At 56.6% G+C, this 14993-nt stretch carries 12 protein-coding genes; 4 read left to right on the top strand and 8 right to left on the bottom strand.

The genetic code is table 11. The features are described 5' to 3' along the window. The 3 genes from ACSEMK_RS04980 to ACSEMK_RS04970 form a co-directional block, all read right to left on the bottom strand. Nucleotides 1–107: hypothetical protein (locus tag ACSEMK_RS04980; RefSeq protein WP_435336322.1), on the bottom strand; the 107-nt coding region annotated here is incomplete at its 3' end. An 11-nt stretch (nucleotides 108–118) separates the two neighbouring features. Continuing rightward, nucleotides 119–247, bottom strand: a complete 129-nt coding sequence (locus tag ACSEMK_RS04975) for a hypothetical protein (protein ID WP_015366915.1) — start codon at nucleotides 245–247, stop codon at nucleotides 119–121. Between the two features lie 2 nt (nucleotides 248–249). After that, nucleotides 250–1719 carry a nucleobase:cation symporter-2 family protein gene (locus ACSEMK_RS04970; RefSeq protein ID WP_015366914.1) on the bottom strand — a complete coding sequence of 490 codons (1470 nt, stop codon included), beginning with the start codon at nucleotides 1717–1719 and terminating at the stop codon, nucleotides 250–252. A 532-nt stretch (nucleotides 1720–2251) separates the two neighbouring features. Between ACSEMK_RS04970 and ygfT the strand changes: the two genes are divergently transcribed. Next, nucleotides 2252–4189 (top strand): formate-dependent uric acid utilization protein YgfT, encoded by a 1938-nt coding sequence (ygfT, locus tag ACSEMK_RS04965; RefSeq protein WP_435336320.1) that lies wholly within the window; start codon nucleotides 2252–2254, stop codon nucleotides 4187–4189. Then, a complete protein-coding gene (locus ACSEMK_RS04960; RefSeq protein ID WP_430915527.1) occupies nucleotides 4189–4665 on the top strand; it encodes a 4Fe-4S dicluster domain-containing protein in 477 nt (158 codons plus the stop codon). The genes ygfT and ACSEMK_RS04960 overlap by 1 nt, the downstream gene beginning before the upstream one ends. Nucleotides 4666–4797: 132 nt before the next feature. Here the strand turns inward: ACSEMK_RS04960 and ssnA are convergent, their stop codons facing one another. The 3 genes from ssnA to ACSEMK_RS04945 all read right to left on the bottom strand — a co-directional run bounded on the left by ssnA (nucleotide 4798) and on the right by ACSEMK_RS04945 (nucleotide 10072). Next, nucleotides 4798–6132, bottom strand: coding sequence for a putative aminohydrolase SsnA (gene ssnA, locus ACSEMK_RS04955; protein WP_430915528.1), 1335 nt, complete (start codon nucleotides 6130–6132; stop codon nucleotides 4798–4800). Continuing rightward, nucleotides 6129–9233, bottom strand: a complete 3105-nt coding sequence (gene ygfK, locus ACSEMK_RS04950) for a putative selenate reductase subunit YgfK (protein WP_271032189.1) — start codon at nucleotides 9231–9233, stop codon at nucleotides 6129–6131. Before ygfK ends, ssnA begins: the two co-directional genes overlap by 4 nt. Nucleotides 9234–9502: 269 nt before the next feature. Then, a complete protein-coding gene (locus ACSEMK_RS04945) occupies nucleotides 9503–10072 on the bottom strand; it encodes an NTP transferase domain-containing protein (RefSeq protein WP_430915529.1) in 570 nt (189 codons plus the stop codon). Between the two features lie 34 nt (nucleotides 10073–10106). Between ACSEMK_RS04945 and yqeC the strand changes: the two genes are divergently transcribed. Both yqeC and yqeB read left to right on the top strand, forming a co-directional pair. Continuing rightward, on the top strand, nucleotides 10107–10865 hold the full coding sequence (gene yqeC / locus ACSEMK_RS04940) for a selenium cofactor biosynthesis protein YqeC (protein WP_271032191.1): 759 nt from the start codon (nucleotides 10107–10109) through the stop codon (nucleotides 10863–10865). Between the two features lie 42 nt (nucleotides 10866–10907). Further along, entirely contained in the window at nucleotides 10908–12533 is a 1626-nt protein-coding gene (gene yqeB / locus ACSEMK_RS04935; protein ID WP_271032192.1) for a selenium-dependent molybdenum cofactor biosynthesis protein YqeB, read from the top strand. An 80-nt stretch (nucleotides 12534–12613) separates the two neighbouring features. Here the strand turns inward: yqeB and arcC are convergent, their stop codons facing one another. Then, on the bottom strand, nucleotides 12614–13546 hold the full coding sequence (arcC, locus tag ACSEMK_RS04930) for a carbamate kinase (RefSeq protein ID WP_087858454.1): 933 nt from the start codon (nucleotides 13544–13546) through the stop codon (nucleotides 12614–12616). 11 nt (nucleotides 13547–13557) lie between these two features. Further along, the gene (gene hydA / locus ACSEMK_RS04925; protein ID WP_271032193.1) at nucleotides 13558–14964 is read right to left on the bottom strand and encodes a dihydropyrimidinase; all 1407 of its coding nucleotides are present in this window, start codon (nucleotides 14962–14964) and stop codon (nucleotides 13558–13560) included. Between the last annotated feature and the right edge of the window lie 29 nt (nucleotides 14965–14993).

Raw genomic sequence — 14993 nt, 5'->3', positions numbered from 1 at the left:
TTTTTCCCCATGGCCGCTTCGGCGCCGACGACCATGCCGTCGTCCGTAACCAGCCGCAGCTTACAGCCAGCGGCGCAGTAGGGACAGACGGTGGTGACTTTTTCCATCGTGTGACTCCTTAAAAATAGTACGGCAACAGATAGATAAAACGGCTGTTAATTCCGAGGGTAATGGCGTCCTGGATGGCGGGAACCGCCATCAGTGCCATCATCAACAGTGCAAAAAGCAGACGTTGCGACATAGACATAATCACTCCTGGCCGTCAGCGGCGGTTTGACCTTTCTGTACCTTGCGCAGCAGCAGCCACATGCGCACCGTACGCACGGCCATGTTGCGGGCAGCCGCGCTCGGCGGCGCCGGGTCCGGTTCCGGGACATCGTGAGAAATACGGAACGGCACGCTGCCGTTCAGCGTCAGGTTGGCGACAATTGCTGTCAGGGTGCCGATAGTGATGCCGCTATGCAGAAACAGCTGCATCATTGGCGGGAACTGGGTAAACAGATTCGGCACCAATACCGGCATCATGCCGAGACCAAGGGTGAGTGCGACGACCATCCCGTTGTTATTGTTGCGATAGTTGACCTGACCAAGAGTACGAATACCGGAAACGGCAACCATGCCGAACATAACGATACCGGCGCCGCCGAGGATCGGTTTCGGAATCAGTACCACCAGCGCCGCCATTTTGGCGAAAATGCCCATCAGCATCAGAATGACGCCGGAGACCGACACCACGAAGCGGCTGCGTACGCCGGTCAGGCCAATCAGGCCGACGTTCTGCGCGAAGGCCGCGTAGGGAAACAGATTGAAGAAACCGCAGATTGTCGTCGCCAGTCCGCAGGTATTCAGGCCGTTACGCAGCATGCTGGCCGTGACCTGTTTACCAACGATATCGCCGGTGGCCATGATGGACGACATGGTTTCGACCATCACCACCACCATCACCATCGACAGCAGGGCGACCGGCACGATATGAAATTCAGGCCGGGCGAACTGCATCACCTGTGGCAGATGCAGCCACGGCGTAGCATTGACGAGGTTAAAATCCAGCGGCTTGAAGAAGCTCCATAAAATAGTGCCGATCACCAGACCGATCAGCACCGAGGTGTTTTTGACCACGCCGGTGGCGAAAGTATAAAGGTTAAGAATAATGACCAGCGTGATGGCCGCCATCAGCAGCGAGAAGAGATCGCCGAAACCGGCCATCTCGCTACTGCCGCCGCCGATCCACCCCCCCGCGACCGGCATAATCGAGAGGCCGATCAGCGTTACGATGCCGCCCATCACCACCTTCGGAAAGAAGCGAATGAGACGGCTAATCCACGGCGCGCAGCAGAGGATAAAAATACCCGAGACGATAACCGAGCCGGAGATCGCTCCGATACCGTACTCTTTACCGATAAGCACCATCGGGATCAGCGCGGCGAAAGTACAGCCCTGGATCAGCGGTAGGCGGCAGCCCAACCACTGCTTGATGCCCATCGATTGCACGATGGTCGCGGCGCCGCAAATAAACAAATCGGCGCTGATTAATAAAATAATATGCTCCGCAGGCAAACCGACCGCGTTGCCCACCACCAGCGGTACCGCCACCGCCCCGGCGTACATCACCAGCACGTGCTGCAATCCATAGAGAATCATTTGCGTAATTGGCAGGACCTCATCGACCGGCGCGACAGTCGCCGTATTGCGTGAGGCCGGAATGGCAAAATCTTTCATGAAGTAGTTGTCTCCTTTACGACTTCCGCCCGTGCCGAACTGAAAGGGGAGAAGTTACGATTCGAAGGCCATTGCCTCCCTCTGCTGATGATGTTCACCAGCGTATAACGCGCACGGAGTTGCTTATGCGTTAGGAAGGTTATGCGTAAGCTGTGCCAAAAATGAGCGATACGGCAGTGGAATAATATATTTGTGAAATCAATCACGGGTTGGCATGTTTATTTCTTGCTGGCCTGTTTAGCGCTGCGAGCGGGCATCAGAAATAAAAATGACGAATATCAGTTTGAGATATATGCAGTCTCATTTTGGTAGGCGAAATAAGCGCTAAGAAGATAAAAATGATAAAAAGTCAGGGCTGGCTTGAGATGCCATCCCGGTGATTTGATGAGCTTTTATTTATTCGAAAGTAACAGGAGAGTAATAATTTGAGCTGACTCGCAAAAATGAATAGCAGCAGAAGGTGAGCGCCCAATATCGCCCGAATATTGCAATCCATCCCTAAGACTATTCCAGAAGAATAAAAGGGAAGCAAATGAATCGATTTATTGTGGCCGATGTTGCGAACTGTATTGGATGTCATGCCTGCGAAGTAGCCTGCGTCACGGCGCATCATCAGGATGCCTGGCCGGCACAGCGCAGCGCGTTTGTTCCGCGCATCCATGTTGTCTTCCACCGGAATACCAGTACTGCGACCACTTGCCACCATTGCAACGACGCGCCTTGCGTCACCTCCTGCCCGACTCAGGCGCTGTATGTCGCCAACGACAGCATCCAGTTTACCCAGTCCGAGTGTATCGGTTGCAAAAACTGCGTTGTCGCTTGCCCATTTGGCGCAATTGAGATGGTCGCCAGCGGGGAAGATGGCCCGCAACTGGCGCAAAAATGCGATCTTTGTCGCGATCGCCCCTCAGCAGAGCAGGCCTGCGTGGCCAGTTGCCCGACTCAGGCGCTGCGCGTAATGGACGAGAGCGGGCTGAAACGGTTGCAGCGGGAAAGACAAATCCGCTCCGCCCAAGGGCAGCCGCCGGCCGAGCGTCGTGGCGCAAGGCGCGAAGCGTTCCTGGATAAAGCGCCGCGGGTGGGGGCGAAGAAGCTTGCCGCGGAGGAGCGAAAAGGGCATTTTGCCGAGATCTACCAGCGCCTTAGCGAATGTGATGCCGAATATGAAAGCGAGCGTTGCCTGTACTGTGCGCAAAAAGCCTGGTGCAACTGGACCTGCCCGTTACACAACCACATTCCCGATTTCATCAAACTGGTACGTGAGGGAAAAATTATTGAGGCCGCAGAACTCTGTCATCAAAGCAGTTCACTGCCGGAAATTTGCGGCCGGGTCTGCCCACAGGACAGGCTATGTGAGGGCGCCTGTACGCTGAAAAGCGAAGGCGGCGCGGTGGCGGTTGGCAATCTGGAGCGTTATATCACCGATACCGCGCTGGCGATGGGCTGGCGGCCAACCACAGGCGAGGTCGCGCCGCGTCGGGAGCGTGTGGCTATTATCGGCGCCGGCCCGGCGGGACTGGGCTGCGCGGATATTCTTGCGCGCGCTGGGGTTCAGGTTGATGTTTTTGATAAACATCCTGAAATTGGTGGGCTGCTGACTTTCGGTATTCCGTCTTTCAAGCTGGAAAAAACGGTAATGGCGCTGCGGCGCGAGATCTTCAGCGACATGGGGATTCGTTTCCATCTCAATCAGGAAGTGGGGCGCGACGTGGACTTTAGCGAACTGCTGGCTAACTACGATGCGGTCTTTTTAGGTGTCGGCACCTACGGACTGATGGGCGCGGGTCTCGATGGCGAAGACGCGCCGGGCGTCATTCAGGCGCTGCCGTTCCTGATTGCCAACACCCGTGAGGTGATGGGGCTTGAAGAGAGCGCCGAATATCCGTTAACCGACATTAAGGATAAGCGGGTGGTGGTGCTCGGCGGGGGCGATACGGCGATGGACTGTTTGCGCACCGCGGTGCGTCGCGGAGCCGAGAGCGTGACCTGCGCCTATCGTCGCGATGAGTTAAGCATGCCGGGCTCGAAAAAAGAGGTGGTGAACGCGCGAGAGGAGGGCGTGGCGTTTCAGTTTAATGTTCAGCCGCAATATATCCTGCGTAACCGTAAAGGCCAGGTCAGCGCCGTCGGGATGATCCGTACCGAAATGGGTGAACCAGGGCCGGATGGCCGCCGCCGCCCGCGGCCAATTGCCGGTTCAGAATTCGAACTCCCGGCCGAAGTGCTGGTGCTGGCGTTTGGTTTCCAGGCCCACGACATGCCTTGGCTGCGGGGGCACGGCATCAAACTTGACCGCTGGGGGCAGATTGTGACGGGCGGCAAAGGTCGCGGCACCACGCAGACCAGCCATGACAAAATCTATGCCGGCGGCGATGCGGTACATGGCGCCGATCTGGTGGTGACGGCAATGGTTGCCGGGCGCCAGGCCGCAAGCGAAATGCTGGCGCGATTTGACCATAAGGAGCGGTGATGACCCATTTTATTCTTGCCAGTTCACAGGCCTGTATCGGCTGTCGTACCTGCGAAGTCGCCTGCGCACTGGAACATGTAGCGGAAGGGGCGGAATTTCATCCGCGATTGAAGGTGATGCGACTCGATGCGTTGAGCGTGCCGGTGATGTGCCATCAGTGTGAAAACGCGCCATGCGTCGGGGTCTGTCCGACCGGCGCATTGGCGATGGGCGCCGAGCGGGTAGAAGCCGATGCCGGGCGCTGCATTGGTTGCCAGAGCTGCGTCGTCGCCTGCCCATTTGGCGCGATTACTATCGAGACATCGGCAGTGCATCCGCCGGTTATTGTGAAGTGCGATCTCTGCGAGCAGCGAGAAGGTGGCCCGGCCTGTGTATCGGTGTGCCCAACGGCGGCAATATCGCTGATGACCGGTGAGGCGCTGACGGCGCTGCAGAAACAGAGAACTATCGCCAGCGCTAGCTTATTGAGCTTGTAGGAGAGCCCCGGATGGCGACGCGCTGCGTCTTATCCGGGCTACCCAACGATGTTCCTGCGCTATTTATAGCCCCGGTAGAAGCCAAAAACAAAACCCGGTACAGCGACCGGGTTTTGTTTTTGCGTGATGGGATTATGGCAATGCATCCATCCGCTGCCACATCTTCTTCGCCACCTTCCGCGCTTCGGCGAAAATCGTATCGCAATCAATAGCGAACTGCCGATCCTCATAGACCATGACGCCATTCACCATCACGCTATGAACGTGGCTGGCCCCGATACCGAAGGCGATGTGCCCGGCGAGATTAGCCGCCAGCAGCGGCGTCGGCGGAATATAATCGCTGATGGTTAAATCCGCCTTATAGCCTGCCTCAATACGCCCAAAACGGTCGTTAAAGTTGCGGCTAAGCAGCGTGTTACCGTTGCTTAATGCCCGCGCAAAGCTATCCGGCCACAGCGGCCCGCCGGCATCGCGGTGTTTAAAGAAAGCGAACTTGAGCTCTTCGAACATATCGGAGCCGATGCCGTCGGTGCCCAGCGCCAGGTTGCGAAACGCCGTCAACTGCTGGTTATAACCAACGTGGTTGTTCATGTTAGAGCGGGCGTTATGGACAAGGAAACCATCGTGCGCGTTCAGCAGTTCAATATCAGCTTCCGACAGATACAGCCCGTGCGCTACCAGCGTTTTACTATCGATGAGATCGAACTCCGCCAGGCGTACCAGCAGATCTTTACCGTAGTGATGGTGGCTGTGAGAAACGTCGTAACGGTCTTCCGCCATATGAATATGCAGGCCGCGCCCGGTTGTTTTTAATGCTTCGCGAAGCATTAAAAGCCCCTCATTGGGAACCGTAAACGGCGCATGGGCGCCGATATGCGCTTCTACCAGATACGGCTCGTCGCCGCTTTCCCGCGCCCGATCGATTTCGCGGGCAAAACGGATATTTTCCTCCACGCTTGCCTGAAGTTCCTGCAGGCCGCCGTTACGGTCGGTGGTTTCAAAGCAGGTCATGCCGCGCAGGCCTACCTTGATGAAAGCGTTACGTAACTGACTTAATGACCCAGCGATATAGTTTGGCGACGCGCTGTGGTCAATGACGGCGGTGCAGCCGCTGCGAATGGCCTCCAGCGAACAGATAAGCCCGCTGTAGTATAAGGATTCCTCATCCAGTGCGCGGTCGAGCCGCCACCACAGATTTTTCAGCGTCGAGATGAAATCGGGACTCGACGCAATATTGGCCTGAATCCCGCGCGACAGGCCGGAATAAAAATGGTTATGCGAGCAGACCATCCCCGGCATCGCCAGCCGGCCGCGCATTTCTTTAATACGCGCCTGCGGATAACGCGGGCTCAGGTTCGCGCCTGTTTCGAGAATTCTGTCATTTTCGATGACGATATCGACACCTTCTTCCACTTTTGCCGGGTGAAGCTGGGCAAGAGTGGCATTTTTAAGCACTAAGATACTCATACTTCGACGGCTCCCAGCAAATAGTGATGATGTTGATGAACGTGGCTGATGATGCGGCACATGGCATCCAGCTGCGGCGGTACTTCAACGAACTGACCCTGAGTATCGATTTCCAGCTGCCAGATCAGACCGTCCTGGCGGACATGAACCCGCTGCTGTTCCACGAGGAAACCCGGATTACTGCTGTTATTGAAATCCTGTTCGAGGCTAAAAACGGTGACTTTGTCTTTATAAGGTTTGCCTTGCCATGGGCAGAACTGCGCGCAGTTGCCGCATTCGTTGCAGTACGCATCGAGGTGCAGCGTCTGGAAGCGGTTGTCGAACCCCGGTACCGCAATTGAGACATTGGCGCGGTTCGGGCAGACATCAACGCACTTGCTGCAGACGTAATTACATTCGAGGCAGCGTTCCGCCTCCTGCGCGACAAAAGCATCGCGGTCGTCTTTATCAACCTGAGCGATAGCAATGGTCCCTTTGCGGCGGTAGATGTCCGCGGGATCGACGTTATTCCACTGTTTATCGCCGAAGTGGCTGCGGATATTCTCGCGCTTAAGGATTGCATCGCTGGCGCGACGGGCGTTGCCTATCGCCGAGACGATTGATGAAGGGCCACGCTGTACGTCGCCAATCAGGAAGACGTTAGCCAGACGGCTTTCGCCATCAGCGTTAACTTCAGGCCAGCCGTGGTCGTTGAGCGGGATCCCCATAGCCGCCAGCGCTTCGCCATCCTGCTGTTCACCGATGGCGGTAATCAGCGTATCGACCTGCAGCGTCCAGGTTTCATCGGTGGGCATTGGGCGACGTCGACCTTGTTCATCAGGCTCGCCGAGGGCCATGGTGCGGACGGTCAGCGTGCCGTCAGCGGCGAAATGCTCCGGGTTACTGAGAAAACGGAACGTAACGCCATCCTGGAGGGCTTCTTCGTACTCCTCGCGCCATGCCGGCATCTCCTGCTGGGAGCGGCGATAAATCACCGTCGCTTTCTCAACGCCCGGGATGCGCAGCGCCGCGCGGGCGCAGTCCATTGCGGTGTTACCCGCACCGACAATGGCCACGTGTTTACCCACGTTCAGGCGATCGCCTTGGTTGAACGCCCGCAGGAAGTTGAGCGACTTATGAATATTCGGATTGTCGCCGCCAAGCTTCACGCCGCTGTTTTTGTCAGTGCCGGTGCCGACCAGTACATAGCGATAACCCTCCTGACGGAGTTTTTCGACGGTGAGATGCGGGTCGCAGCCGTAGACAATGTTGACGCCGTGATTAACAACGAACTCAATATCCTGCTGGATAAGTTCAGCGGGAATGCGGAAATGCGGAATGATATTTTTTACCACTCCGCCCGCGTTGGCTTCGCGCTCAAAGAGCGTGACCGGGTGGCCGGCGCGGGCGAGGAAGTAACCCGCCGCCAGCCCCGCCGGGCCTGCGCCAATCACCGCAACCGGATTTCGGCTGCCGGAACCTGCCGGTTTATGCCACCGGCGTTGGTATTCCGGCCAGCCTTTCTCAAGGGCGATTTTTTTCAGCTCGCGGATATTTAACGCGCTGTCATAGTCAAGACGCGTACAGTTGTACTGGCACTGGTGATCGCAGATATGGCCGGTGATCGCCGGCAGCGCGTTACGTTGATAGATAAGCTCCAGCGCATCGGCATAGCGCTGCTCGCCCATCAGGCGAATGTATTCCGGAATATCCTGTTTGATGGCGCAGGCGCTGACGCAAGGGGCGACGTAGCAGTCGGTTAACGGCAGCGGCTCGCCAACGTCGATGCGATCGTCAGGCTTCCAATGTTTTTGCGTGTACTCCATGCTGACCGCTTTTTCCGCCAGCGCGTTCAGGCGCTTGACGTCGACCTGATTCATTTCCCAGCCATCGGCCTGCTCCAGCTCGCGCATGCACTGGCTAAGACGCAGATAACCCCCGGGTTTCAGCAGGTCGGTCGCCATGGTAATGGGGCGGATCCCGGTTTCAAAGATATCGCGAATATTGAGCTGGCTGGCGCCGCCGGAGTAGGAGATCGGGAGTTTGCCGTCGAATTCACGCGAGAGCAGTGCCGCAACGTTGATGGAGAGGGGGAACAGCGCGCGGCCGGACATATACATCTCATCGCCGGGCAGCGCGCCTTTATTGTTGACCGTGCCGAGGGTGTTGGTCAGCTTCACGCCGAAGCCAAGTTGTTTACTTTTCGCCAATGCCATCAGGCGCGTCAACATTTCCAGCGCCTGGCCGATTTTAAGATCGTGTTCAAAAGATTCTTCATTCAGACCGATATAGTCAAAGCCGCAGGTGTCGAGAATTTCGCGTACGCGCGGGTAGCCCAACAGCGTCGGATTGAGCTTCACGAAGGTGTTGAGCTGTTTCTCTTCCAGCATATAGCGGCAGATGGCTTCGATTTCATCTGGCGGGCAACCATGCATGGTCGAGAGAGTAACCCCTTGTACCAGTTTTGCAGGAATGCGTTCCGCGAGCGTCGCCAACCGTGGGCGAATATCATCCAGCGACAAGCGGGTGAGGAAGGCGTCATCATGCAGCCAGCGGTTCAGCGTGTCGCGGTACTGGGTAAATTTGGGTTGCCCGGCGGCGTTCATCATATTATCGATAAACTGCTGCATCGGCGGTTGCTTGATCCCTTCCAGGTTATAACCGACGCTCATATTGAAAATAAAGGACTTACCGTTCTTCGCCGGCGTGAACGGGAAAACCTCTTCCAAAAGATGCAGAATAAACCATGCTTTAAGATACTCATCCCACGCTTTTTGCAGCGTAAATTCCGTAGACCATTCGGTGTTAAAGCATTCGTCTTCAGCATCGATGCAGGGTTTTTCCAGCTCAAGCCGGTCGAGGATCTGTACGGTTTTCAACTCGATAAATCGCCCACCGGTGAGCCAGGCGGTGATGATGTTCTGCGCCAGTTGGGTATGCGGCCCGGCGGCGGGACCGATTGGGGTGGCGCAGCTTTCGCCGAAGACGCTTACCCGGCGTTGGTTGACGGGCGAATAGAACTGCTGCTCAGGAATACCAAAAATGGAATGGTGTTGTTGATACTCATCGAAAATGCGCGTCAATAATTCCTCAAACGGGACGGGACGCATGATATCCCCCATAACCCTCTCCTTTATTTGTGCAATCAAATTTGCCGGTTAGTAGTGCTTATTCCGACGGATAGTTAAGGAGGAGCAACAATCGAACCAGTTATTAAAGGAAGAAGGTTTGAATAATTAAAAATGTGAGAGAGATCGAAAGAACACCTGGCTTTGTGAATAGGCTCACGCTATGGTAATGAGAATTAAAATCACTCTATATTTTTATCCGGCGGGATTTCTCAAAATAAACGGCGAAATATCACAATGATAATTTCCCGACAAAGGCATGATTAATCCTGGTTTTGCAGGCGAATAAAATCAGCAGGGGTATCGATATCCCAGACCATTTGCGGAAAATCTAACTCCAGGCAGCGATGGCGGCTTTGTAATAACCGTTTGCGCATTGAGCCTGGTCCCTCGAGAGTGATAAGTTGGCGCAAGTGCGTGCCGGCAATAAGAATGGGATGGCCCGGTACGCCTTGATATTGCGGAAGAAGAGCGCTGTCTCCGCGATGTTGCCAAAGCCGCTGGAAAAGCGCAGGCGGCAGGCAGGGTAAATCGCCGAGGGTGATAAAACAAAAGTTGTTTCGCACTCGGCTCGCGCCAGCACAAACAGAAGTAAACAGACCCTGTTGATAGTTGGGATTATAAACCAGGGTTATTTGCGGATGCGCCGAATAGCGTTGATGTAACTCCTCTGCGCGAAAACCGCTCACCAGAATAATACGCGAGCAGAATTGCAGGGCATTTTTTATACTTGCATCAAGTATTGTCGTTCCGCGCCAGGGTAACATCATTTTCCACTGTCCCATCCGGGAGGACAATCCGGCGGCGGTAATAATACAATCGACCTGTCTCATACTCCTCCCTGAATAATGGAATCCTGGCCAGCGCATGGAAAATATACCGCATATGCAATCGCTGTTTTGTGATTTAGGCGTAAATGATGGTCCGCTGCTCATTTCCGCCGTCGGCGCGGGAGGCAAAACCAGTACCTTAATGTGGCTGGCGCAGCGTTTTCTTGAGTCTGGCCGGCGAGTTCTGCTCACCACGACTACCCATATGTATCTCCCGGTATCACTACCTGTGGTGATTTGCCGCGAACCGCTGGCGCTGCCTGTCGAGGTTTGGCAGCGGCCGCTGCAGGCCTGCTACGCCTCGTGGCTCGCCCCTGCGGGTAAGGTTCGTGGGTTTAGCCCGCAACAGCTTGATGCGCTGGTTGCCGCGGGGCGCGTGGATGTGGTGCTGGTAGAAGCTGACGGGGCTCACGGTTTCGCCTTAAAAGCGCCAGCTGAGCACGAACCTTGCATACCTCAATCCTGTTGCTGCGTTATTGCCGTCATGGGGGCCTGGAGGCTCGGGCAAAACGTTGGGCCAGCGACCGTTCATCGCTGGCCCCTTTTTTCCCGGATCACCGGCGCGGCGCCGGATACGGCGCTGAGTTGGCCAATGCTGCATCGCTTAATTACGCATCCGCAGGGAGCGTTTAAAGGCGTTCCGCCCGACAGTCGCCGGATCCTGCTGCTGAATCAGCTTTCTCAAAATGAGAATTTACCGGAGCAGACGTTGTTGCAGCAGTGGGGGATTAACGCACTGTGGGCGGGAGCGGTACAAGAGCAACCCGCGATAACGCGACGACGAACAACAGAGTGACGCCCCGGCTTGGGCGCATAGCGGATATCCATTGAGGTTGTTATGAATATTTTCTCTGAAGCGGCAAAACTCGAAGCACAGAATCGCCCGTTTGCGCTGGCGCAGATTGTCGATAGCCGCGGCTCAACGCCGCGCCATTCGGCGCAGATGTTAATTCGTGAAGATGGTTCGATAGTCGGCACCATTGGCGGCGGCATGGTTGAGCGCAAAGTGATTGAACAGGCGCTGGAAGCGCTCAGCGAAAAAGCGTCGCGCATGTTTCATGGGCGGATGGCGCGTAGCGGCAGCGATGCGGTCGGTTCCGATTGCGGCGGGGCGATGTCGGTCTATATTAGCGTACATGGCCTGCGCCCGCGTCTGGTGCTGATCGGCGCCGGGCACGTGAACCGCGCGGTGGCGCAAAGCGCGGCGCTGCTCGGTTTTGAGGTGGCGGTGGCCGATATCTATCCAGAGAGCCTGAACCCCGACTATTTTCCGCCGACAACGCAGTTGCTGCATGCTGAAACCTTCAGCGAGGCGGTGGAGAATCTGGCGATCCGCGGCGATGACTTTGTGTTAATCGCCACCAATAACCAGGATCGTGAAGCGCTGGATAAACTGATTGAACGGCCGGTCGCCTGGCTTGGGCTGCTGGCCAGCCGCCGTAAAGTCCAGGTGTTTTTACGCCAGCTGCGGGAAAACGGCGTTGCCGCAGAACATATTGCCCGCCTGCATGCGCCGGTTGGCTATAACATTGGCGCCGAAACGCCGCATGAGATAGCGATTAGCATTCTGGCGGAAATCCTGCAGGTAAAAAATCGCGCGCCAGGCGGCTTGCTGATGGCGGCAGCCACGCCTGCGCAGCAGCAGTTGGTCGCTATTCGCGGCGCCGGCGATATCGCCAGCGGCGTGGCTCTGCGCCTGTGGCATGCCGGGTTCAAAGTGGTGATGCTGGAAGTGGCGAAGCCGACGGTTATCCGCCGTAGCGTCGCTTTTGCCCAGGCAGTCTTCGACGGTGAAATGACGGTAGAAGGGGTGATGGCGAAGCGGGTGTCATCCGCTCAGGAGGCCATCCGGGTAATTGAAAATGGCGTGATTCCGGTATTGGTGGATCCGCTGTGCGAATCGCTGACTGAACTGCGCCCTGTCTGCGTGGTGGATGCCATTCTGGCGAAAGAGAATTTTGGTACGCAACGAGAAATGGCGCCAGCGGTTATTGCGCTGGGTCCTGGTTTTTGCGCCGGCGTGGATTGCCATGCGGTGATTGAAACCAATCGCGGTCATTGGCTGGGGCAGGTGATTTACGATGGCAAAGCGCAGGAAAACACCGGGGTTCCAGGTAATATTCTTGGGCATACTTCCCGGCGGGTGATCCGCGCGCCGGGGGCCGGGGTGATGCGAGCGATGGTGGCGCTGGGTGATATTGTTAACGAAGGCGATATCATCGCCACCGTCGGCGAGGCCGAGATTATTGCGCCACTAAGCGGTATGGTGCGTGGTTTGCTCAGCGATGGGTTAGTGGTTGATAGCGGCTTTAAAATTGGCGATATCGACCCGCGCGGCGCCAGCGCCGATTTTACCAGCGTCTCCGATAAGGCGCGCGCCATTGGCGGCGGGGTGCTTGAGGCGCTGATGACGCTGATGAATAAAAGAGTAAAAGAGAAGAGTGAGTTATTGTCGGTGGCGTAGATAGCAGCACGAAGCCGGTGTTGATGGCCTCAAAATCCCCGGTGGCGCTACCGCTTACCGGGGCTACATTCGGTGCCTTTTTACCCTTCAATGACCGTACCGGTTTTTCCTTCAATCCCTTCTTTGGCTTTATTTAATACGGTGATGAGCGCTTTGCGTCCCGGACGTGAACGGGCGAATGACGCGGCGGCCTCAACTTTCGGCAGCATTGACCCCTTAGCGAAGTGGCCTTCACGAATGAACTGCTCGGCATCGCTGAGCGACAGCTTATCCAGCCACTGCTCGTTGGGTTTGCCAAAGTTGATCGCCACTTTCTCGACCGCGGTCAGGATGATCAACATGTCGGCGTCGATCATCGCCGCCAGTTTAGCGCTGGCCCAGTCTTTATCAATTACCGCGCTGGCGCCGCGCAGATGATTGCCTTCGCGGATTACCGGGATCCCGCCGCCGCCCGCGGTGATCACCACGTGGCAGGCGTCCATTAGCGCTTTGACCGTCTCTTTCTCAATAATATCAACCGGCTGCGGCGAGGCGACAACCCGGCGATAGCCGCGTCCGGCATCTTCTTTCATGATGTACCCCTGACGCGTCAGCTGTTCCGCTTCCTGTGCTGTGAAAAAAGAGCCGATAGGTTTGGTCGGATTTTTGAACGCCGGGTCGTTGGCGTCGACTTCCACCTGGGTGATGATTGTCGCCACCGGGATATGCATCGATCGCGACAGCAGCTCCTCGCGCAGGGCGTTTTGCAGGTCATAGCCGATATAACCCTGGCTTAGCGCCACACAGACCGACATGGGCAGCATCGGGGTATGGGCCTCGGTTTTGGCAGCGGCTTCGAAGGCAAGGTTAATCATCCCAACCTGCGGGCCGTTGCCGTGGGTCACGACCACCTGGTGGCCCTGAGCTATCAGGTCGACAATAGCCTGCGCGGTTTGTTTGACGGCCTGCATTTGCCCGGCCAGATCCTCGCCAAGCGCGTTACCGCCGAGGGCGAGTACAATTTTCTTACTCATGAATGCCTCACTTAAGATGTGGTTCCGCTGACCGGAAGGTGAGCGGTAGAAAAGGGATCGCGGCGTAAGAAGCGCCCTTGGCCAGCGCTGCCGGTAAAGGTGCCATTATCAAAAATGACCCGACCATGCGATAAGGTCTGGCGAATCGCGCCCTGGCAAATAAAGCCCTCCCAGGGTGAATAGTCGGCGTTGTCATGCAACATCTCATGGCGGATCGTGGTGGTGCGCTGTGGATCTATAATGACGACATCGGCGTCTGCGCCGGGCGCTAATCGTCCTTTTTTCGGCCACAGGCCAAACAGCTTCGCGGGAGTGGCGCTGGTTAGCGCGACGAAACGCTGCGCTGAAATCCGCCCGGTCATGACGCCGTGGGAAAACATGAGCAACAGGCGGTTTTCCACCCCCGGTAGGCCGTTCGGACAGCGGCTGAAATCGCCTCCGGAGAGCTGCTGGCGTTGTGCCATCGAGAAAGCGCAGTGATCGGTCGCCACCACGTCGATCGAACCATCGGCGATACCACACCACAGCGCATCATTGTTGCTGGCGTTGCGCAGCGGCGGGCTTAACAGATATCCCAGCGCGTCTTCGCGTTCATAGCACCGGTCGTCAAGCAGCAGATATTGTGGACAGGTTTCAATCCACACCGGCTGGTGCCGCCGCTGGGCGAGACGCAGATAATCCAGCCCCAGGCCGTTGGAGAGATGAACGATATACAGCGGCGCGTTGTCGGCGAGCTGGGCGAGATTGATCATTCGCGCGATAGCCTCCGCTTCACACTCCAGCGGGCGGCTAAGGGCGTGGTAGCGCGGCGCGGTTTTACCGGCCGCCAGAAATTCGGCCCGTTTACGGGCGATAGCGGCGTCGTTTTCCGGATGAACGGTGGTTAGTGCGCCGGCGCGGTGGAGATGGCGCATCGCCTGAAGCACTTCATCATCGTTCAACTTATACTGGTAGGTCAGGTAGAGCTTGAAGCTGCTAATCCCGGCTTCAACCATCATCGGGATTTCATCGAGGATGGCATGGTTGATATGCTGGATAACGCCGTGAAAACTGTAGTCGATCACCGCTTTGTAGGCAGCATATCCGTGATAGGCCTCTAGCTGGTGACGAAGGCGGCAGCCGGCGGGGCCGAAGCCCATATGATCGACGATAGTGGTGGTACCGCCGCAGGCGGCGGCGCGGGTGCCGGTGAAGAAATCATCGCAGCTGCGGGCATGCCCGGTATCAATATTAAAATGAGTATGAACGTCAATGCCGCCGGGCATGACATAGCAACCTGCGGCATCGATAGTCTGGCAAGGTTCGGTCGGGGTAATCCGTTCGGCGAGCTGGCTGACCAGGCCGTTTTCAATGAGCAGATCCTGTTTTGCCTGGCCGTCGGCGTTGACCACGATGCCGTTTTTAATCAGTACGCGCATAAAAACTCCAGACTCCCGCCGACGCGCGG

It is taken from the genome of Klebsiella sp. K-3, from assembly GCF_051207495.1.
Classification (GTDB): domain Bacteria; phylum Pseudomonadota; class Gammaproteobacteria; order Enterobacterales; family Enterobacteriaceae; genus Klebsiella; species Klebsiella aerogenes.
Note: the sequence above shows the minus strand (reverse complement) of the source record. Positions and strands in the feature narration are given on the sequence as shown.